Origin of the sequence: Pseudomonas sp. MEJ086 (genome assembly GCF_030209025.1) — a bacterium.
GTDB lineage: Bacteria > Pseudomonadota > Gammaproteobacteria > Pseudomonadales > Pseudomonadaceae > Aquipseudomonas > Aquipseudomonas fulva_A.
Genome location: NZ_JARVSV010000033.1, coordinates 45,350 through 63,040, shown reverse-complemented (window position 1 = coordinate 63,040; position 17,691 = coordinate 45,350). Strand labels below are relative to the sequence as shown.

The window sequence follows — 17,691 nt, the reverse complement described above, 5'->3', positions numbered from 1 at the left end:
CGGGCTATTGCTGATGCTCTGCTGCATGCCGTTGCTGGCCGTGGCGCAGTCACCGTCAGGAGGCAGCATCGACCTGGCGACGGGGGAGGGGCGCATCATGCGCTTCGCCGAGCCGGTGGATGTGGTGATGGTCGCCGAGCCTGGCGTCGCCGACCTGCAGGTGGTGTCGCCTGGCGTCATCTACCTGTTCGGCAAGCGTGCCGGGCACACCACGCTGGTGGCCCTGGGCAGCGACGAGCGAGAGATCGCCTCGCTGCAGATCAACGTCGGCAGCAATGGTCGACCGATCAGCAGCGCGCTGCGCAGCCGCCATCCGCAAAGCGCTACCGAAGTGAAAGGCGTGGGCAACCGCCTGGCGGCCCGCGGCCAGGTCAGCAGCGTCGGCGAGGCGCTGGACCTCAATGCCATGCTCGACCCTACCGGGCAGGAATGGCAGGGCGCGGTGAATACCGCGACCTACCCGGGGTCGGCGCAGGTGAACATTCGCGTACGCTTCGCCGAAGTGTCCCGCGAAGAGCTGCTGCGTTACGGGGTGAGCTGGAACGCGCTGTTCAACAACGGCACCTTCTCGTTCGGCCTGCTCACCGGAGGCAATCTGGCGGCGGAGGCTGCCGCGGGCGCCTCCAACCTGATCGGCGTAGGCCTGGACAGCGGCAACTTCAATATCGATACCGTGCTTGAGGCGCTGCAGAGCAACGGCGTGCTGGAGATTCTCGCCGAGCCCAACATCACCGCCATGACCGGTGAAACGGCGAGCTTCCTGGCGGGCGGCGAAGTGCCGGTGCCGGTGCCGGTGAACAGCGATCTGGTGGGCGTCGAGTACAAATCCTACGGTGTGTCGCTGCTGTTCAGCCCGACACTATTGCCCAATGACCGTATCGGCCTGCAGGTGCGTCCGGAAGTCAGCAGCCTGATGGGCGGCAGCACGCTGGAGGTGTCCGGGTTCCGCGTGCCGTCGTTCCGTGTGCGCCGCGCCGATACCCGTGTTGAGGTGGGCAGCGGGCAAACCTTCGCCATCGCCGGCCTGTTCCAGCGGGAGAACGCTCAGGATCTGGAGAAAGTCCCGCTGCTCGGTGACATGCCGATCCTCGGCAACCTGTTCCGCTCCAAGCGCTTCCAGCAGAACGAAACCGAGCTGGTGATCCTGATCACGCCCTATCTGGTCGAGCCGGTGCAGACCCAAGCCATGCTCACGCCCCTCGATCGCACCCTCGGGGCACGTGCCGATGCACCGGCGCGCAGCAGCTCCTTCGGGTTCCACGTGCAATGAACGGGGGTATCGCGATGACGCGTCTGAGCGTGCTGTCCACCTGCCTGCTGCTTGGCGCCTGCCAGACGGAACTGCAGGCGCCGAGCTATTCCCACGGCTACCAGACCCTCGTCGACGCCAACGGCCAGACCTTGCTGGTGCCGGATGCCTGCCGTCGCGTCAGTGAGGAGGGTCAGCCGGTCGACGAGCGTGAGCTGCTGCCACTGCCGCCTGGCTGCGCCAACAACGCCAATCTGCTGCAGATGGTCGAGCGCCGCGGTGATCTGCTGCGCGGCAGACAGACGGGGCCGACGCTGGCCGCGCCGGTGGGCCGGGCAGCTCAGTCGTATCTGGAAGGCTTCGAAACCGACGAGAAGCGCCGTCGCCGGCAGGAGCAGGCGGCGCAGAGCGATACCGGGGGTGGGCAATGAGCCAGGCGATCACGCGGTCGCCACTTTTATCTCCCAGCGCTCAGCCCCAGGGCCCGTGCCCGTTCGGCGGGGTCACTGATGGCAGCGATGCGCCGGGCTTCGGCGATCAGCGCCTGGCGCTTGGCCGCGCTGGTGTCGTCGAGCTGCACGCTGGCCGGTTTGCCGCGCTCGCCAGCCAGCACCTGGACCAGCAGCGCGTTGCGCTGATGGCGCAACTGAGCGGTTGGCGCGCGATCGATGCCGTCGATCTCGCGCAGCGCATTGGCACTGTCGCCATTGAGGGCGTAGGCCAGCGCCAGGTTGCTGCGCGCATCGAGATCGCCGGGAGCCAGCTTGCGCGCGGTGGCGAAGGCACGCTGCATGGCGGCGATATTGCCCAGTTGCGCTTCGGCGGCACCCAGGCGGGCGAACGCCTGGGCATCGTTGGGCAATTGCTCGGCGGCACTGGCGAGCAGGGGCTGGGCGCGCTCCGGGTAACCCAGGCGCAGCTGCGCGGTGCCCAGGCCGAGCAGGCCCGCTGGGTTGTCCGGCTCCAGCGCGACGGCTTTCTGGTACGCCTCTTCAGCACCCCGGGTATTGCCGCTGTCCAGCCGCGCGCGGCCCAGTCGCTGCCAGGCTTCGAAACCGGCGCCGGGTTGTTCGGCGGCACGCTGATACAGCGTTGCGGCGGTACCACGGTCACCACGCGCCTCGACGTCATTGGCCAATTTCATCAGGCGTTGGTAGGCGTCATCGCTCGCTGGCGCGGATGGATTGCTGGGCGCGTTGCTGCTGCAGGCGCCCAGCAGGGCGAAGCTGGCGAGCAGCACGAAGTGGCGGGGGGAAATCGACGGCAAAGGCGCTGCTCCTGGGTTGATCCGGCACGTGCTGGGCATTCTATAGAGCCATCTTCGGCGGGGTATGTGAAGCGGCTGCGAAATCTTGTGATTGTTGCCGGCCGGCGGTTGTTTCATCGCCCTGCCTGCGCCGATAGTGGCTCCGTCAGGCGCGGCCTGGCGCTGTCGCTGCTGTTGCTGGCGGGCAGTGCGGGGCTGGCGCGCGCCGAGGCGATGCCGCAGTGGTACGAGCGGCCCTATGCCTACGTGGTGATCAATCAGGATCTGCGCAGTGCGCTGGAGGCCTTCGGGCGCAACCTCGGTCTGCCGATGGCGATTTCCAACCGGATCAAGGGGCGTGCACAGAGCAATCTGCGTGCTTCCAGCGCTGGCGAGTTTCTCGATGCGCTGTGTGGCAACAGCGGCCTGACCTGGTTCTTCGACGGCAACATGCTGCACGTGAACAGTGAGGAAGAGATCGAGATTCGCCAGTTCGAACCCAGCGGTTTTCAGCTCGACGAGTTGCAGAGCTCCCTGGACGAGCTGGGCGTGGCAGGCAAGCACCTGTCTCTGCGCAGCAGTTTTCACGGTGACGGCATGCTGATTTCCGGGCCGCCGCCCTATATGGCGCTGGTTCAGCAACGTATCGATCAGCTGCAGAGCCCGGTGGTGGCGGAGCCCGAGGTGGTTCGCGAGCGGGGGGTGCGGGTGTTTCGCGGTAGTGCCGGCATCCAGGTGGTCAAGGGTGCGGACCAATAGCAGGTAGCTTTTCAACATCCAGGTGAAAGGAGAGATTCCATGGCAGTCAGCTCGGTAGATGGCAACACCGCGGTAGAGAACACCCCCGAGGCCGAATTCGACCAGGCGTTGGAAAACGCCCAGGCCGAGGACGAACTCACCAACGACATGATCACCCAGGCGGTCATCCTCGGTGGTCAGTTCATCGTCATGCCGCGGGCTCAGGAGATCCTCAAGGAAGCCACCGCGGACGACGAAGAATAATCACGGGGATCGGCCATGACAGTCAGCGCAGCAGTCGCCACAGCGGCCCCCTCGGCCGCTGGTCAGGATGTCGCCCAGGTCTCGCAGAACCTGTTCGAGCACATGGCCAACCAGGCCAAGGGCATGCCGCAGGGCGCCAGCCCGAACCAGATTGGTGAGAACCTGATGGAGCGCCTCAACGGTTTCATCGACCGCTCACGGGGTTTCTCCGACGCAGCGGCAGTGGAGCGCACGCCCTACGTCAGCAGCTCGCCGGTGGACAAGGGCGCTGGTGTCGAGCCGGGCAAGGTCAACGAACAGCAGATCGACCGGCTGGTCGGCTCCCTCAGCCGGGTCTTCGATTACTCCATCGAAACCCAGATGGTGGTGCGTGGCGCCACGCAGATTTCCGGCTCTGCCAACACCCTGCTAAGGGGCCAGTGACCATGCGCGGGCATCCCTTTCGGCTGGTCGCGCTATTGCTGTTGACGCTGCTGTTGCAGGCCTGTGACGGCATGGTGCTGTACAGCAACCTGGGCGAGCGTGAAGCCAACAGCATGGTCGCTGCCCTACTGCGTGAGGGCATCGCCGCCCAGCGCCAGGTGCAGGAGGATGGCCGCATCACCGTCAGCGTGCCCCAGGAGCGGCTCTCCGATGCCGTGGCCCTGCTCGACGAGGCCGGCCTGCCGCAGCAGCAATTTTCCAACATGGGCGAGGTGTTCAAGAACAACGGCCTGGTGTCCTCACCGGTGCAGGAGCGGGCGCAGATGGTTTACGCCCTCAGCGAGGAGTTGTCGCACACCGTGTCGCAGATCGATGGCGTGCTGTCGGCGCGCGTGCACGTGGTGCTGCCCGACAACGACCTGCTCAAGCGGGTGATCTCGCCGTCTTCGGCATCGGTGCTGATCCGCTATGAGCCGGATACCGATGTCGATCAGTTGATTCCGCAAATCAAGACCCTGGTTGCCAACAGCATTTCCGGGCTGAACTACGACGGCGTTTCGGTCACCGCGATCAAGGCGGCGATGCGCAATCTGCGTGACGATGCCCGGCCGCCGCTGAGTTCCTTCCTGGGCATCTGGATGCTCGATGAAAGCGTGTCGCGGGCACGCACCCTGTTCTTCGCCGGGCTGCTCCTGGTGCTCGGCATGGCCGGGGCCATCGCCTGGTACCTGTGGCGCGAGCGCCAGGGTCAGGGTACCTACGTACTGAGGGAAAGCGAGTGAGCCAGGCGTTGCGCGACGCCTGGCGCGCGCTGCTGGCTCGACCGATGCAGTTCGTCGCCGAGGACTGCCTGGAGGCCGCGCTGCTTGGCGCGGTGTCCCGCGAGCGGGTGACCGATCTGGCCACACAGCCGCGCTTCGAGAGGCGCATTGGCGGCTTGCTCGCGTCCTATTACGGGCTCGAGCCACTGGCGAGCGTCGGCCAGATCGCCGATGACGACCTGCCTGTGGTGCTGCTGTCCCGGCAGCGGTTCGCCCGTCTCGCCCCGACCTGTGGCGCCTGCCAGCATGCCGCCTCTCTGGCGCGGGAAATTCGCGGTCCGCTGGTACAGACGTTGCGCGAGCAGCTTGGTGACGATACCTACGACCTGGCCGTGAGCTGGCGCGAGCCGCCAGTCGGCAAGCCGGCGATCCTCGCGGGCGATGCGCTGCTCGCCGCCATCGACCAGGAGGGTCAGCGCTGCGTGGATGCCTGGCTGGGCGCCCAGCCGGCCCCGCTGCAGGCCTGGCTGCGCCTGCGCTTCGGGCTGGCTGCGCCGCTGTCGACAGGCAGCGCCGATGACATCCAGCGGGTACGCCAGGTGGCCGGTGCCCTGACCTCCCGCGAAGAGCGGGGTGCGGCATGAGTGGCCTGCCAAGCAAACCGGGCCAGCGCATTCTGCGTGGCGAACAGGCCGCCCAATGGATCGACGGCTACGCCTTTCTGCAGGCGGCCCGCGACGAAGCCACAAGAACCCGCGACGACATGCAGCGACTGCGCGATCAGGCGCGAGACGAGGGCCTGGCGGCCGGGCGTGCCGAGGGGCAACGCGAGGCCGCGGAGCTGCTTGCGCGCACGGCGCTGCAGGTCGATGACTACCTGGCCGGGCTGGAAGCGCAGATGACCGATCTGGCCCTGGGTATCGCCCGCCAGGTGATCGGTGAACTGGATGACGGTACGCGTCTGGCACTGTGCACGCGCCGGGCATTGTCGGCGTTCCGTGAGGGGCAGCGGCTGCGTCTGCACGTCCGCCCCGATCAGCTCGACGCGGTGCGCGGGCAACTGGCCGATCTCGGCGAGCGTCTGCAGGTGGAGGCGGCTGATGGCCTCGCCGCTGGCCATGCCCGTCTGAGCAGCCCCCTGGCCAGTGTCGAGCTGGATTTGCATACCCAGCTGCAGGGGGTGCGCCAGGCGCTGTTGCCCGGCGTGCTGGAGGGCGGTGCATGAATGCGCCCCTGAACGACCTGTTGCCAACCCTCAGCGCCCGCCTGGACGATGCCCAACCGCGGCCGTTGCGCGGGCGAATCCGCAGTATCCGCGGCACCCTGATCCAGGCCAGCGTACCGGACGTCGGCATCGGCGAACTGTGCCGTCTCAGCGATCCAGCCAGTGGCCGCGTGCTGACTGCCGAGGTGGTGGGGTTCGAAGGCGATGAGGCGATTCTCTCGCCGGTCGGTTCTCTGGAAGGCCTGTCGACCCGAACCGAAATCGTCGCCACGGGCGAGAACCAGAGCGTGCTGGTGGGCGACGCGCTGCTTGGCCGGGTGATCGGGCCGCTGGGCGACTGCCTCGATGGCGGCCCGCCAGCCAGTGGCCTGGTGCGCTATCCGTTGCAGGCCGAGCCGCCTGCGCCGTTTTCCCGGCAATTGATCGAACAGCCGATGCCGCTCGGTATCCGTGCCATCGATGGCCTGCTCACGGTCGCCCGCGGCCAGCGCATGGGGATTTTCGGCGAGCCCGGCGTGGGCAAGTCGTCGCTGCTGGCGAGCATCGTACGGCGCAGCGAGGCTGAGGTGATCGTCATTGGCCTGATCGGCGAGCGTGGACGTGAAGTGCGCGAGCTGCTCGACGTCCATCTGGGGGCAGAGGCCCGTGCCCGCACCGTCGCGGTGGTCGCTACCTCGGATCGCCCGGCCACCGAGCGGGTCAAGGCCGCCCTGGTGGCTACCGCCCACGCCGAGTACCACCGTGATCAGGGCCGCCATGTGCTATTGCTGCTCGACAGCCTGACCCGCTTCGCCCGTGCCCAGCGCGAGATCGGCCTGGCCATCGGCGAGCCGCCGACCCGCCGTGGCTACCCACCGTCACTGTTTTCCGCCCTGCCACGCCTGCTGGAACGCTCCGGGCCCGCAGCCACCGGGAGCATCACGGCGCTGTATACGGTGCTCACCGAAGGCGATGCGTCCCTCGACCCGGTAGCCGAGGAAGTGCGCTCGATTCTCGATGGTCATCTGGTGCTCAGTGCCGAGTTGGCCCAACGCAACCATTTTCCGGCCATCGATGTGCTGCAGAGCCGCAGCCGCCTGATGGATCGCGTGGTCGAGCCCGAGCAGCGGCAGCTCGCCGCTCACCTGCGTGCACTGATGGCGCGGCATGCCGATATCGAACTGTTGGTGCGTACGGGGGACTACGTGCCCGGCAGCGATCCGCTGGCCGACGAGGCCATCGCCCGGCAGGCTGCCATCGAACGGTTCCTGCGCCAGGATGCCGCCGAACCGAGCAGCCTCGACGACACGCTGCGCGCGCTGCGCAAGGTGCTGGCATGAGCAGCGCCCACGCCGTGCAGCAACTGGACGAGCTGCGTCGCCTGCGCGAGCGTCGTGCCGAGGCGCAACTGGCCAGCTGGCGCGTGCGTTGCCAGGAGGCTGCCCAGCGGCTGGCCGCAGCGCAAGCCGAGGTTCGCGAGGCACTGACGTTGCTCGAACAGGAAGCCATGCAGCTGCAGACCCTGCTCAGCGAAGGTGCGCTGCCGGTGGGGCAGTACCGCAGCGCCCTGGACCTGCTCGACGCGCTGGAGGCGCAGCGCGGGCATCTCGCGGAGCAGGCCAGCGAGGCGTCTCGGCACTTGGCCGAAGTACAGGCCAGTCGTGATCAGGCTCACCAGCTCTGGTTGCGACGCCAGTTGCAATGCGAGGCACTGGAGCCCTTGTTGCAACGCCATTACCGCATTCAGCAGCGGGCCGCCGAGGCGGTCGAGGAAAGCCTGGCCGAAGACCGTCCCCATGGAGCCACACGTCGATGAATTGCCATCAGTCGTCGCTGCCCGCGCCTCTGCTACCGTCGCTGCCGCAGCTCGATGTCGCCCGGCAGGCGCTGCACAATCGTCTGTTGCGGCGCCGCCAGCCCTGGCAGGGGCACGCGGCTGGCGAGCGGCTCGAGGTCGCCGTCAACGGCCAGCCAGCAGCATTGGACGCGGCCATCGTGCTGCCTGCACGGCTTGGCGACGCAGCGCTGCAAGTGCATCTGGATGCGCCCCTGCTCGCACACCTGCTGGCACCCCTCGATCTGCAGCGGGATTTTCACAGCCTGCCGCAGCCCCTGCAGAGCGTGCTGCTCGAACAGGCGCTGTTGCCCTGGATCGAAGCGCTGGAACAGGAACTGGGCGAGACGCTGACGCTGGATGCCGAGGCGCAGCCATGGGATTTCATGCTGACCCTGCAACTGAGTATCGCGGGCGCGCGGGGCGGCGTTCTTGGCTTGGGGCTGAGCGCTGCTGTGGGCGAAGCGGTGGCCGGTTTGCTGGATCGCCATTTGCAGCCGGCGCGCCGTGCTCTGCCCGGGTTGCAGCTGGGCCTGGCGCTGCAGCGCGGTTGGCAGACCCTGAGCCTGGCCGAACTGCGCAGCCTGCAGCCGGGCGATGTGCTGATGCTCGATTGTCCGCCGGGTGCAGATGGTCTGCTGGTACTCGCCAATGGCCATCGGCAGGCCCGTTTCAAACGCCAGCAGTCCGGTCTGGAACTGCTCGAAGCCTTGCAACCGATCAACCCGAATACGGAGAACGCCATGGGGCAAGACGCCGATGATGCGCAACTGGACGATGTGCCGCTGACGGTGATCTGTCAGATCGGCAGCCTGGAGCTACCGCTGGGGCAACTGCGTGCACTGGGCGAGGGCAGTGTGCTGGCCCTGCCGGATGGCGATGCGCAGCGGGTCGAGCTGATGGTCAATGGGCGCTGCGTGGGGCGCGGCGAGCTGGTCGCCATCGGTGATGGGCTCGGTGTGCGCCTGACCCGGTTCGCCAGCCTATGACGGATTACCAACCGAACCTGCTGGAAATCATTCTGGTCGTCACCACGATCGGTCTGATTCCCCTGGCGGTGGTGACCCTGACCGGCTTTCTGAAAATCTCCGTGGTGCTGTTCCTGATTCGTAACGCCCTGGGCGTGCAGCAGACGCCGCCGAACCTGGTGCTCTACGGTATCGCCCTGATTCTCGCCGTGTACGTGACCACGCCGCTGATCGGCGAAATGTACCGCGAGGTGGAAGGCCGCTCGATCAGCTTGCAGAACGCCGAGGAACTGCGCGAGCTCGGGGACGCCCTGCATGCTCCCTTGCAGACTCACCTGTCACGTTTTGCCAACCCGTCCGAACGGGCGTTCTTCGTGCAGGCCACGGAGACGGTGTGGTCCGAGGAAGCTCGCGCCGATCTGCGCGACGATGATCTGGTGGTGCTGATTCCGGCCTTCGTCAGTTCCGAGCTGACCCGTGCCTTCGAGATTGGCTTTCTGCTCTACATTCCGTTTCTGGTGATCGACCTGCTGGTGGCCAACGTGCTGATGGCCATGGGCATGATGATGGTGTCGCCGACGCTGATCTCGATCCCCTTGAAGATCTTTCTGTTCGTCGCCGTCAGCGGCTGGTCACGGCTGATGCACGGCCTGATCCTCAGTTACGGAGGAGGGTGAAGCATGGGCCAGGACGTATTTCTCTCGTTGATGAAGCAGGCGCTGATGACCGTGCTGCTGCTCAGCGCACCCGCGCTCGGCGTGGCCATCCTCATCGGCCTGGGGGTTGGCCTGTTGCAGGCGCTGACGCAGATCCAGGACCAGACCCTGCCACAGGCGGTGAAGCTGGTGGCGGTGCTGCTGGTGCTGGTGCTGATCGGCCCGTTGCTGGCGACCCAGGTGGCGGCGCTGGCGAGCCATGTGCTGGACAATTTCCCCGCCTGGACACGCTAGGGCATGGATGCCGACATCGGCCTGGGCATCGCCGAGATCGCCTACCCGGTGATCAGTGCGGCGGCCCTCGCGGTCTGCAGAGCGCTGGGTCTGGTGTTCATCACCCCGGCATTCAACCGCCTGGGGCTGACCGGGATGATCCGCAGTTGCGTGGCGGTAGCGATCTCCGCGCCGATGTTCCTGCCGGCCTTCTCCGCGCTGACCGCACTGGAGGATTACGGCAGCTTCTTTCTCGCCGGTCTGATGGTCAAGGAGTTCCTCATCGGGGTGACCGTGGGGCTGCTGTTCGGCATTCCGTTCTGGGCCGCCGAGGTGGCGGGCGAGCTGGTCGACCTGCAGCGCGGCTCGACCATGGCACAGCTGGTGGATCCCTCCGGCGCCGGCGAGTCGGGGGTTACCGCGACCCTGCTCAGCGTCACGCTGATCACCCTGTTCTTCATGTCCGGTGGCTTCATTCTGATGGTCGACGGCTTCTACCACAGCTACCAGCTATGGCCCGTCACCGCGTTCACCCCGGTCATCGCCAGCTCGGCGCTGGAGGCGGTGCTGGCCATTCTCGACCAGGTGATGCGCATCGGCGTGCTGATGGTGGCGCCGCTGATCATCGCCCTGCTGGTGGCCGACATGATGCTCGCTTACCTGTCGCGCATGGCGCCGCAGATGAATATCTTCGATCTCTCGCTATCGGTGAAGAACCTGATCTTCACCTTCCTGATGGTGCTCTACTGCGGCTTCCTGATCCCGCTGATGCTCGAGCAGTTGGCCGAGTTCCGCGGTACCGTCGAGGTGCTCAAGACGCTCTCCGGCGCAGGTGAGCCTTAGTGGCGGGTAACAGCGGCAGCGAGGAAAAATCCCAGCCGGCCTCCGACAAGAAGCTGCGCGAGGCCCGCCAGAAGGGCCAGGTCTCGAAGAGCCAGGACATGGTCTCGGCTGCGGTACTGCTTGGCTGTACGGTATGCATCGCCTTTCTTGCCGGGGTCGCCGAGTCACGGGTGCGGGGTTTGCTCGACTTGGCCGCGACCATCTACGTCGAGCCCTTCGCCACGGTCTGGCCGCGCTTGCTGGAAAGCGCTCAGCAGGTGTTGCTGCGTACCGCCTTGCCGATCCTCGGGGTAACCGTGCTGTGCGTGGTGCTCACCAATATCGTGACCATGCGCGGCGTGCTGTTCTCCGGCGAGCCGATCAAGCCGGATATCGCGCGTATCAACCCGGTCGAAGGGGCCAAGCGCATCTTCTCGATGCGCAACGTCATCGAGTTTCTCAAGAGCCTGTTCAAGGTGCTGGTGCTGTCGATCGCCTTTTACGTGGTCGGGCGTATCGCCTTGCAGGCATTGATGGAATCGTCGCGCTGCGGCGCCGGGTGCATCGAATCGGTGTTCTTCCTGTTGCTCAAGCCGCTGGTGGCCACGGTCATCGTCACTTACCTGGTCATCGGCGTCGTCGACGTGCTGCTGCAACGCTGGCTGTTCCAGCGTGAAATGCGCATGACCCGCAGCGAACAGAAACGCGAGCGCAAGGACATGGACGGTGATCCACTGATCAAGCGCGAACGTCAGCGTCAGCGCCGCGAGATGCAGGCCCTGAGCAGCCGCAAGGTAGGTATCGCTCATGCCACGCTGATGATCGGCAGCGAAGACGGCTGGTTGGTAGGCGTGCGCTACGTTCGTGGCGAGACACCGGTGCCGGTGCTGGTGTGCATCGCCTCGGCCCAGGACGCGAAAGCCTTGCTGGCCCAGTCGGCGAGCCTGGGCTTGCCATGCAGCGCCGACGCCAAGCTGGCTGCCGAGATCGCCAAGCGTGCGGTGAAGGGCGAGCCGATCCCGGCCAATACCTTCCAACCGGTGGCCGATGCGCTGGTCGCGGCGCGATTGATCTGACGGCCAGGCGTGACGTTGCAGCCGGATTCGTTGTGGGTCTGTAGATCAGATGGTTCCCGACGCTCCGCGTGGGATCCATCGATATTCGCCCTGGTGGGCTGAAGCCCACCCTACGGGTTGCTGGTTGTAGATACCGTCTCGCCTATTACCTCGCAAGCGCTAATTCGGCATCAAAAGGCATCCCCGATGTCAGGCCGTAGGGTGGACAACGCTCTTTTTGTCCACCGTTGCATTCGGGTTGGTGGACTGAGGCCCATCCTACGCAGGGGCTGGTTGTAGGGTGGGCTTCAGCCCACCAACTGATCCCCTCGCCAGCCGTCCCGAATGCTTATAGCGCACTGTCGCTCAACCAGCCCTCCGCCGTTCTGCCGGCTGATGTTGCTGCTGCTCCACGCGAGGCCGCGACGAGCGATCCCTGTAGGGGCCAAGGCCGAGTGCCGCCAGAGTCAGTTCCAGGCCCAGCGACTGGTTGCCGTCGGTGGAGCAGGCCCAGGTCAGGGCCGAGCGGATGGTGTCGCTTTCCGCGCCGTAGAGGTTCTTCCAGGCTTCCGGCACCACGGTTTCCAGTTGGCTCGCGGCTTTCTTCACCACGGCCAGCGCATAGGCGGCGTGGCGGGCGACGATCCGTTGGGTGTTGCCGGTCTGGTCGAGTTTTTCCAGGGCATAGAGACGCTCGGTCTTGGGCATCTGGTAGAACTTCAGGGTGTCGTCGCGGTGAGCGATCAGCAGGGACTTGTCCACCAGACTTTCGATCAACGGCAGCGGATCGCCCGATAGCAATTCGTCGCCCTCGACGATGGCGCGCACTGCATTGAGGGTGAAGGTGCCGTTGAAGATCGCCACCAGGCGCAGCATCGCCTGCTCGGCAGGTGCCAGCGTCCGGTACGACCAATCCAGTGTGGCGCGCAGCGAGCGATGACGCGGCGGGGCGGTACGGCGACCTTCCATCTGCAGGCGGAATTCACCGTCCAGCAGCTCGGCGAGCTGCGCCAGACCGAAGGCGCTGGCGCGGGTCGCGGCGATTTCGATGTCCAGAGGAATGCCGTCGAGCTTGCGGCAGATGCTGATCACGTCCGCCACGTTGCCGTCGTTGAGGGTGAAGGCGGTGTCGCTGGCCTGCACCCGGTCGACGAACAATTCGATGGCCGGGTAGGCCAGCGCCTGCTCGCCGTTCGGGTGTTCACAGGCCGCCGGCAGTTGCAGGGGCAGCAGGCGTTCGACGTGCTCGCCCGCAGTGCGCAATGGCTCGCGGCTGGTGGTGAGAATGGCGCAGTCGGGGGTCCACTTGAGCAGGGTTTCCACCACCAGAGCGGTGCCATCCAGAGCCTGTTCGCAGTTATCGAGAATCAGCAACTGGCGGCGTTGCTGCAGGTGTTGCACCACGTCACGCAGAGGGTCGCTGCCCGCCTGCAGACCCAGTGCTTCGGCAAGGGCGTGGGGGATACGGCTGTCGTCATCGATTTCGCTGAGGTCGACGAAGCAGGTACCGTGGGACATCTCGCCGGCGAGTTGATTTCCCAGCGCCAGGGCTACGGTGCTCTTGCCGATGCCGCCCGGGCCGACCAGGGAGATCAGTCGAGTCTGCAACAATTGCTCGCTCAGGCGCTGCAGCACCGTATCGCGGCCAAGTGGCCGGCTGATCAGGCTGGGCAGCGACTGCAGGCGCTCTGCCACGGCAGGCTCGCTGGACGCTTCATAACGCTCGGTACGGGCCACGAAGCGGTAGCCGCGACCTGGGACGGTGACGATGTATTCGAAGCCACTTTCATCTTCACCGAGTACCCGGCGCAGTGCGACGATCTGCGCGCGCAGGTTGCACTCTTCGACGATGACCTTCGGCCATGCACAGGCGATCAGTTCGGCTTTCTCCAGCAGCTCACCCGAGCGCGAGGCCATCGCGATGAGCAGGTCCAGCGCACGGCTGCCGAGGCTGACGGGCTCGCCGTTCTTCAGTAGCAGATGCTGGCGTGGATAGAGGATGAAGGCGCCGAACCGCAAGGCGCCTTCGCTGCTGAATGGTGCATGGTCATAAGGCGTCTCGGTCGGCGTGGTGGTGCCGAGAGTGGTCGAATACATGCCTATAGTCCCTCGAGGATTATGGTTGTTGTACGCACTGGCGACGGTTGCGCGCAAACGCACCCAGTCATGCTCGGGATCGGCTCGTGTGGCGGCCCGACGAGACGGGTGCAGATGAAACGTGCCAGTGCGGCAGTTTGAATAGGCAAGAAGAAATCCCCCCAAACGTCGTTTGTTTTTGTATATCACCGCATCGCTACAACACGGTGTCGATCAGAGGCAGGAGTACTCATCGCAATTTACGTGCCGCGCCGAGGCGTGACGCGATGGTCGCTAACTGATTGATTGTGAATGGCCGGTACGGTTCACCAATGAGCGTGCGTTCGGGAAATCGGATAACGGCCGAAAACGCGTTCGGAAATCCGTCCGCGGCGAGGTCGATCGAGCACGAATGAGCTGGCATGTCGCGGTACTCCTGACAGTCCGTTCAGCGCCGCCCCTGCATCCTGTTAAGGGCCATGTGGTGCTGTGAAAAGCTGCGAAATCCGTCGCGATCAGGTTGTTACATCAATGTGACGATTGCTTGAATGAGGGAGCCGCAGGTCCTGACTTTTTGCGTGCGCCGTTCTCGTTTTCGTCATTTCGCGAGTCGTCACGCACAGCTCTGCGCCGTTCAACAAGTGCCACAGGCACTCTCTTTTGCACAAGGATCGCCATCCGGTTTTGCGACCTTGTCCACTTATCGAGCTGGAGCGCAGACGCCGATGAGCACCATCGATACAACACGACCAGAACGAGTGACCGGGCAAACCGGTGACAGTGATTTCGATGACAAGCTGCGCGAGGCGCAGAACAAGGGCGGGCAGCTCGATAAGGAAGGCATCGAGGCTTACAAGGAGCACCGTGGCCCCTACCTGGATGGCAAGCCGCCGTTGGCCGAGAGCAACCACCAGTGGAAGGAAGAAGACATCGCCAACGTCGAGAGCGAATGGCTGTCTTCCAGCGGCCATCGCCTGATGTTATGGGACGACCTGCTGCTGGTGACCATGAAAAATGGCGATCAGGTGCTGGTGCACGCTGGCGTCAATCCGCGCCTGCATGAGGTCGCCAAAGAAAAGATGGACGCTGGCGACGTCAAGGGTCCCCCGGCCTGGACGGAGAAAGGGCTGTCCGACGAGCACGAAATCTGGCTGGGCCAGCGCGAAGCCGGCGGTTTCGAAGTGGTCACCTCGGGCGAGCAGATTCCCGAGCTGGGCGATCTGCGCTTCATCGAAGACGGCTACATGGACATGAGTGCCTCGGTGTATCACCCCGGCAACGGCTTTCAACTGACCGTCGACGACAGCGGTGCCTATGGCGCGAACGACACCGCACTCTTCACCACCGCAGATGGCAAGAAGTACGCGGTATCCAAGGAGGTATCCCCCGAGGCCTACAAGAGGGTGAAGGAGCTCGCCGAGGTACGTGACAAGATCGAGAACAAGATCGACGACGAAGGCTACAAGGTGATGAGCGCCCGGGACGACATTCCAGTGCTCACCGACGATACCAAGGTGGAGTCCCTGGCTCCTGGCGTACTCGCCGTCGAAACGCCCCGGCGTGGCAAGTTCATCGTCATCGAAAGTGTCACCCCCGAGCACTTCGCCAATCTGGAAGGTTCTCAGGTAGAGAAGCAGCAGGGGGCCGTGGACAAGGCCTTCGAGGATCGCGATCTACCACCGGCCAAGGACACCGACCTGATGCTGGCCGAGACCAGCGAGAAAAAGGATGGCAAGCCGAAAACCGTCGGCGAGCTGTATTACGAGAAGCTCAAGGAGCAATACAAGGACAAGCCGGACGACTCCAAGGAAGCCAAGTATCTGCGCCTGCTGGAGGCGCGGGCCATGCTCAACGGCGGTTTCCAGTTCCTGCCTTATGTCACCGAGGATGGCGCCTTCGCCGGCACCACCAACACCAGCTATGGCAAGGACCCCAAGGAAATGAGCGCGGCTGAAATGCGCGGCCTGGTCGACGAGGGCAAGCTGGGCGAAGAGCTGCTGGCGTTGATGACCGACCCGGACATCGCCGCCGACAACGACCGCCTGCTCAAGGAGGCCATCGACAAGGTCGAGGACAAGGACGGCTTCAAGGACAAGTTGGCCGACAGCTTGCGCGATCCCGAGTACAAGAAGGCCATGGAAGCGCTGGCGAAGGACAACCCCGAAGGTGCGGCAGCCCGCTATTCATCGGACATGCAGTCGCTGAGCCTTCTGGATCCCGAACTGGCAGCGCAGATCGACACCGAATACAAGTTCGGTATTCCCATCGAACAGCTCAACGAACTGTACAAGGACGGCCTGGAGGGGGTCGGCGAAGAGAACATCGACAAGGCCACCAGCGACATGGTGTCCACCCTGCTGACCACCCTGATGACGTCGGTGCTGGGGACCAAACGCGGTACCGATATCTACAACTACTTCTTTGGCGGCGGCAAGGAGAGCGGCCAGGCCAAGCCCGAGTTGAATGCCGAGGAGCAGAAGCTCGTCACCTCGGTGGAGAGCTCCCGCGGGCCGCTGACCCAATTGCTCAAGGACAGCGCCAAGGCGAGCATCGCCGATCCTTCCGGGCAGTCCGGCGCCATCACTGCCGAGAAAATCGAAAAGGCTGTCGAGAAGGTGCCGCTGGCCGAACGCGACGGTGCCGCCGGCGTGCTCGGGAAGCTCGGCAAGACGGGCGTGCTGAGCTCCAGCGCCGGGCTGATCTCGATGGTCGCGGGTATCTACAAACTCGCCGATGGCGGCCTGAATTTCGGCGAGACACCGGCCGAGCGCATCGAGGCGGCGAAGAACTTCGTCACCACCATCAGCATGATCTCGCCAATGGCCACCATGGTCACCGGCGCGTATGAAGAGCTGTTCCGCAAACCGGGAGCCGCCGATTCTCTCGGGCTCGGCAAGAGCCTCAAAGAAACCGTCTGGGACAAGCATTTCAAGCCGAAGGATGCCCCCGAATCGGAGGCCATTGAGCTCAAGGAAATCCAGAAAAAACTCGATAAATTGCCGGAAATCGATTTTGGCGACAAGTTCACGCCGGAATCTTTCTGGAAGGACTTCGACGCCCATACGCGCGATTCTCGCCCAGCGATCGAAGACATCATCGAGCAATTGCCTGCCGAGCAGCAGGAAGAGGTGAAAAAGAACATCACCAACATTGGCAGCAGCAATCCGAATACGAAGGACATTCCGGAGGCCGACCGCTTACGTTGGGTCGGTGGTGCGTTGTCGACCGTTGGCGGTATCGCCGATGTAGCTGGCGGGGTGCTCGACCTGGTACTCGGTGGCATGGGCATCGACAAGCTGCGCAAGGAAGGCGGCACGCCCGAGGAGTTCGCGGCCAAGAGTCTGCAACTGGTTGGCGGTACGGCCGGCCTGGTCATGGGCGGCGCCGGGCTTGCCGCCGCCATTGGCGTTGGCTCAGGGGCCGTTGCCGGTGTCGTCGCTGCCGCTGCCGGAGGTGTGGGGGCCGTGCTCGGCTTCATCGGCGCCATTATCGGTGGGGTGGTTGCACTGAAGAAAAGCGAAGAGACGGTCGAGAAGGTGCGCGACTACTTCCGCGAACTGGACAAGGATGGCGTGCTCGAGAAGGAGTGGGGCGACAAGCTCAATTATCTTGTTCACATGAGCTACGAATACAAGTACTACGAGGGCAAGTACGAGGACCGTTTCGACGCCTGGTACCCCGAGGACATCCCGGTGTGGGAAGCCCAGCCCGAGCACTTCAAGGCGTTCACCGAGAAGGTCGAGGAGAAAGGGCGTATCGGCAATGACTGGTTCCGCGACAGCATGCCGGATCTGGTGACCTACAGCGGCAAGTTCGACGCCGAGTTCTATCGCGAGAACAAGGACAAGATCGACCGCATCGTCGACAACTGGGAGCAATGGCAAGGCAGCGACGATATCGTCAGCGACAAGGACTTCAACAAGCTGCTCAAGGGCGACGACCGCTTCGACAACTCCAGGGAAGACATCGAGGCCGTGCAGTTCCTGATGGATAACAAGGAATTCTTCGAATTCCTCGACACCATCCGTTTCCATCCCAACAACGTCAAAGCCGACGGCAAGATCAGCCGCAAGGACGTCGACAAGTGGCTGGAACAGGTCAGCTGATAACGCGCTAACGGCC

Annotated in this window: 18 protein-coding genes; 16 read left to right on the top strand and 2 right to left on the bottom strand. The window is 64.5% G+C overall.

Features of this window, described 5'->3' with window-relative positions; translation table 11 throughout:
* Window positions 1-13 precede the first annotated feature (13 nt).
* Together QRN22_RS20940 and QRN22_RS20935 are read left to right on the top strand one after the other, a co-directional pair.
* Complete coding sequence (locus QRN22_RS20940) at window positions 14-1,270, top strand: type II and III secretion system protein family protein (protein ID WP_042556815.1); 1,257 nt, start codon at window positions 14-16, stop codon at window positions 1,268-1,270.
* Window positions 1,271-1,284: 14 nt separating this feature from the next.
* Window positions 1,285-1,680, top strand: a complete 396-nt coding sequence (locus QRN22_RS20935) for a hypothetical protein (RefSeq protein WP_231570252.1) — start codon at window positions 1,285-1,287, stop codon at window positions 1,678-1,680.
* Window positions 1,681-1,706: 26 nt separating this feature from the next.
* On the opposite strand, the gene QRN22_RS20930 is transcribed toward QRN22_RS20935, so the two are convergent.
* Window positions 1,707-2,516: a tetratricopeptide repeat protein gene (locus QRN22_RS20930; protein ID WP_231570253.1), complete on the bottom strand. Its 810-nt coding sequence runs from the start codon at window positions 2,514-2,516 to the stop codon at window positions 1,707-1,709.
* A 108-nt stretch (window positions 2,517-2,624) separates the two neighbouring features.
* Between QRN22_RS20930 and QRN22_RS20925 the strand changes: the two genes are divergently transcribed.
* The 13 genes from QRN22_RS20925 to QRN22_RS20865 all read left to right on the top strand — a co-directional run bounded on the left by QRN22_RS20925 (window position 2,625) and on the right by QRN22_RS20865 (window position 11,514).
* Window positions 2,625-3,254, top strand: coding sequence for a type III secretion protein (locus QRN22_RS20925; protein ID WP_231570254.1), 630 nt, complete (start codon window positions 2,625-2,627; stop codon window positions 3,252-3,254).
* A 39-nt stretch (window positions 3,255-3,293) separates the two neighbouring features.
* Window positions 3,294-3,497: a hypothetical protein gene (locus tag QRN22_RS20920; protein ID WP_042556771.1), complete on the top strand. Its 204-nt coding sequence runs from the start codon at window positions 3,294-3,296 to the stop codon at window positions 3,495-3,497.
* Window positions 3,498-3,599: 102 nt separating this feature from the next.
* A complete protein-coding gene (locus QRN22_RS20915) occupies window positions 3,600-3,920 on the top strand; it encodes a hypothetical protein (protein ID WP_373565160.1) in 321 nt (106 codons plus the stop codon).
* A gap of 2 nt (window positions 3,921-3,922) precedes the next feature.
* The gene (sctJ, locus tag QRN22_RS20910) at window positions 3,923-4,702 is read left to right on the top strand and encodes a type III secretion system inner membrane ring lipoprotein SctJ (protein WP_042556773.1); all 780 of its coding nucleotides are present in this window, start codon (window positions 3,923-3,925) and stop codon (window positions 4,700-4,702) included.
* Entirely contained in the window at window positions 4,699-5,325 is a 627-nt protein-coding gene (locus QRN22_RS20905) for a hypothetical protein (RefSeq protein WP_052493878.1), read from the top strand. The genes sctJ and QRN22_RS20905 overlap by 4 nt, the downstream gene beginning before the upstream one ends.
* Complete coding sequence (gene sctL, locus QRN22_RS20900) at window positions 5,322-5,906, top strand: type III secretion system stator protein SctL (protein ID WP_042556774.1); 585 nt, start codon at window positions 5,322-5,324, stop codon at window positions 5,904-5,906. Before QRN22_RS20905 ends, sctL begins: the two co-directional genes overlap by 4 nt.
* Window positions 5,903-7,225: a FliI/YscN family ATPase gene (locus QRN22_RS20895; protein WP_042556775.1), complete on the top strand. Its 1,323-nt coding sequence runs from the start codon at window positions 5,903-5,905 to the stop codon at window positions 7,223-7,225. Before sctL ends, QRN22_RS20895 begins: the two co-directional genes overlap by 4 nt.
* The gene (locus QRN22_RS20890; RefSeq protein WP_042556776.1) at window positions 7,222-7,701 is read left to right on the top strand and encodes a hypothetical protein; all 480 of its coding nucleotides are present in this window, start codon (window positions 7,222-7,224) and stop codon (window positions 7,699-7,701) included. Before QRN22_RS20895 ends, QRN22_RS20890 begins: the two co-directional genes overlap by 4 nt.
* Window positions 7,698-8,708 carry a type III secretion system cytoplasmic ring protein SctQ gene (gene sctQ, locus QRN22_RS20885; protein WP_042556777.1) on the top strand — a complete coding sequence of 337 codons (1,011 nt, stop codon included), beginning with the start codon at window positions 7,698-7,700 and terminating at the stop codon, window positions 8,706-8,708. The genes QRN22_RS20890 and sctQ overlap by 4 nt, the downstream gene beginning before the upstream one ends.
* Window positions 8,705-9,364 carry a type III secretion system export apparatus subunit SctR gene (gene sctR, locus QRN22_RS20880; RefSeq protein WP_042556778.1) on the top strand — a complete coding sequence of 220 codons (660 nt, stop codon included), beginning with the start codon at window positions 8,705-8,707 and terminating at the stop codon, window positions 9,362-9,364. The genes sctQ and sctR overlap by 4 nt, the downstream gene beginning before the upstream one ends.
* A gap of 3 nt (window positions 9,365-9,367) precedes the next feature.
* Window positions 9,368-9,637: an EscS/YscS/HrcS family type III secretion system export apparatus protein gene (locus QRN22_RS20875; protein WP_042556779.1), complete on the top strand. Its 270-nt coding sequence runs from the start codon at window positions 9,368-9,370 to the stop codon at window positions 9,635-9,637.
* A 3-nt stretch (window positions 9,638-9,640) separates the two neighbouring features.
* Window positions 9,641-10,459, top strand: a complete 819-nt coding sequence (gene sctT, locus QRN22_RS20870; RefSeq protein ID WP_042556780.1) for a type III secretion system export apparatus subunit SctT — start codon at window positions 9,641-9,643, stop codon at window positions 10,457-10,459.
* The gene (locus QRN22_RS20865; protein ID WP_042556781.1) at window positions 10,459-11,514 is read left to right on the top strand and encodes an EscU/YscU/HrcU family type III secretion system export apparatus switch protein; all 1,056 of its coding nucleotides are present in this window, start codon (window positions 10,459-10,461) and stop codon (window positions 11,512-11,514) included. The genes sctT and QRN22_RS20865 overlap by 1 nt, the downstream gene beginning before the upstream one ends.
* Window positions 11,515-11,859: 345 nt before the next feature.
* Here the strand turns inward: QRN22_RS20865 and QRN22_RS20860 are convergent, their stop codons facing one another.
* Complete coding sequence (locus QRN22_RS20860) at window positions 11,860-13,590, bottom strand: ATP-binding protein (RefSeq protein WP_052493879.1); 1,731 nt, start codon at window positions 13,588-13,590, stop codon at window positions 11,860-11,862.
* Between the two features lie 704 nt (window positions 13,591-14,294).
* On the opposite strand from QRN22_RS20860, the gene QRN22_RS20855 reads away from it, so the two are divergent.
* Complete coding sequence (locus tag QRN22_RS20855) at window positions 14,295-17,675, top strand: hypothetical protein (RefSeq protein WP_042556782.1); 3,381 nt, start codon at window positions 14,295-14,297, stop codon at window positions 17,673-17,675.
* The last annotated feature ends 16 nt before the right edge of the window (window positions 17,676-17,691 follow it).

Bases quoted from the DNA above. Each gene is read 5' to 3' on its own strand.
- QRN22_RS20940 (WP_042556815.1), top strand. From the start codon at position 14: ATGCTCTGCTGCATGCCGTTGCTGGCCGTGGCGCAGTCACCGTCAGGA.
- QRN22_RS20935 (WP_231570252.1), top strand. From the start codon at position 1,285: ATGACGCGTCTGAGCGTGCTGTCCACCTGCCTGCTGCTTGGCGCCTGC.
- QRN22_RS20920 (WP_042556771.1), top strand. From the start codon at position 3,294: ATGGCAGTCAGCTCGGTAGATGGCAACACCGCGGTAGAGAACACCCCC.
- QRN22_RS20915 (WP_373565160.1), top strand. From the start codon at position 3,600: ATGGCCAACCAGGCCAAGGGCATGCCGCAGGGCGCCAGCCCGAACCAG.
- sctJ (WP_042556773.1), top strand. From the start codon at position 3,923: ATGCGCGGGCATCCCTTTCGGCTGGTCGCGCTATTGCTGTTGACGCTG.
- sctL (WP_042556774.1), top strand. From the start codon at position 5,322: ATGAGTGGCCTGCCAAGCAAACCGGGCCAGCGCATTCTGCGTGGCGAA.
- QRN22_RS20895 (WP_042556775.1), top strand. From the start codon at position 5,903: ATGAATGCGCCCCTGAACGACCTGTTGCCAACCCTCAGCGCCCGCCTG.
- QRN22_RS20890 (WP_042556776.1), top strand. From the start codon at position 7,222: ATGAGCAGCGCCCACGCCGTGCAGCAACTGGACGAGCTGCGTCGCCTG.
- sctQ (WP_042556777.1), top strand. From the start codon at position 7,698: ATGAATTGCCATCAGTCGTCGCTGCCCGCGCCTCTGCTACCGTCGCTG.
- sctR (WP_042556778.1), top strand. From the start codon at position 8,705: ATGACGGATTACCAACCGAACCTGCTGGAAATCATTCTGGTCGTCACC.
- QRN22_RS20875 (WP_042556779.1), top strand. From the start codon at position 9,368: ATGGGCCAGGACGTATTTCTCTCGTTGATGAAGCAGGCGCTGATGACC.
- sctT (WP_042556780.1), top strand. From the start codon at position 9,641: ATGGATGCCGACATCGGCCTGGGCATCGCCGAGATCGCCTACCCGGTG.
- QRN22_RS20860 (WP_052493879.1), bottom strand. From the start codon at position 13,590: ATGTATTCGACCACTCTCGGCACCACCACGCCGACCGAGACGCCTTAT.
- QRN22_RS20855 (WP_042556782.1), top strand. From the start codon at position 14,295: ATGAGCACCATCGATACAACACGACCAGAACGAGTGACCGGGCAAACC.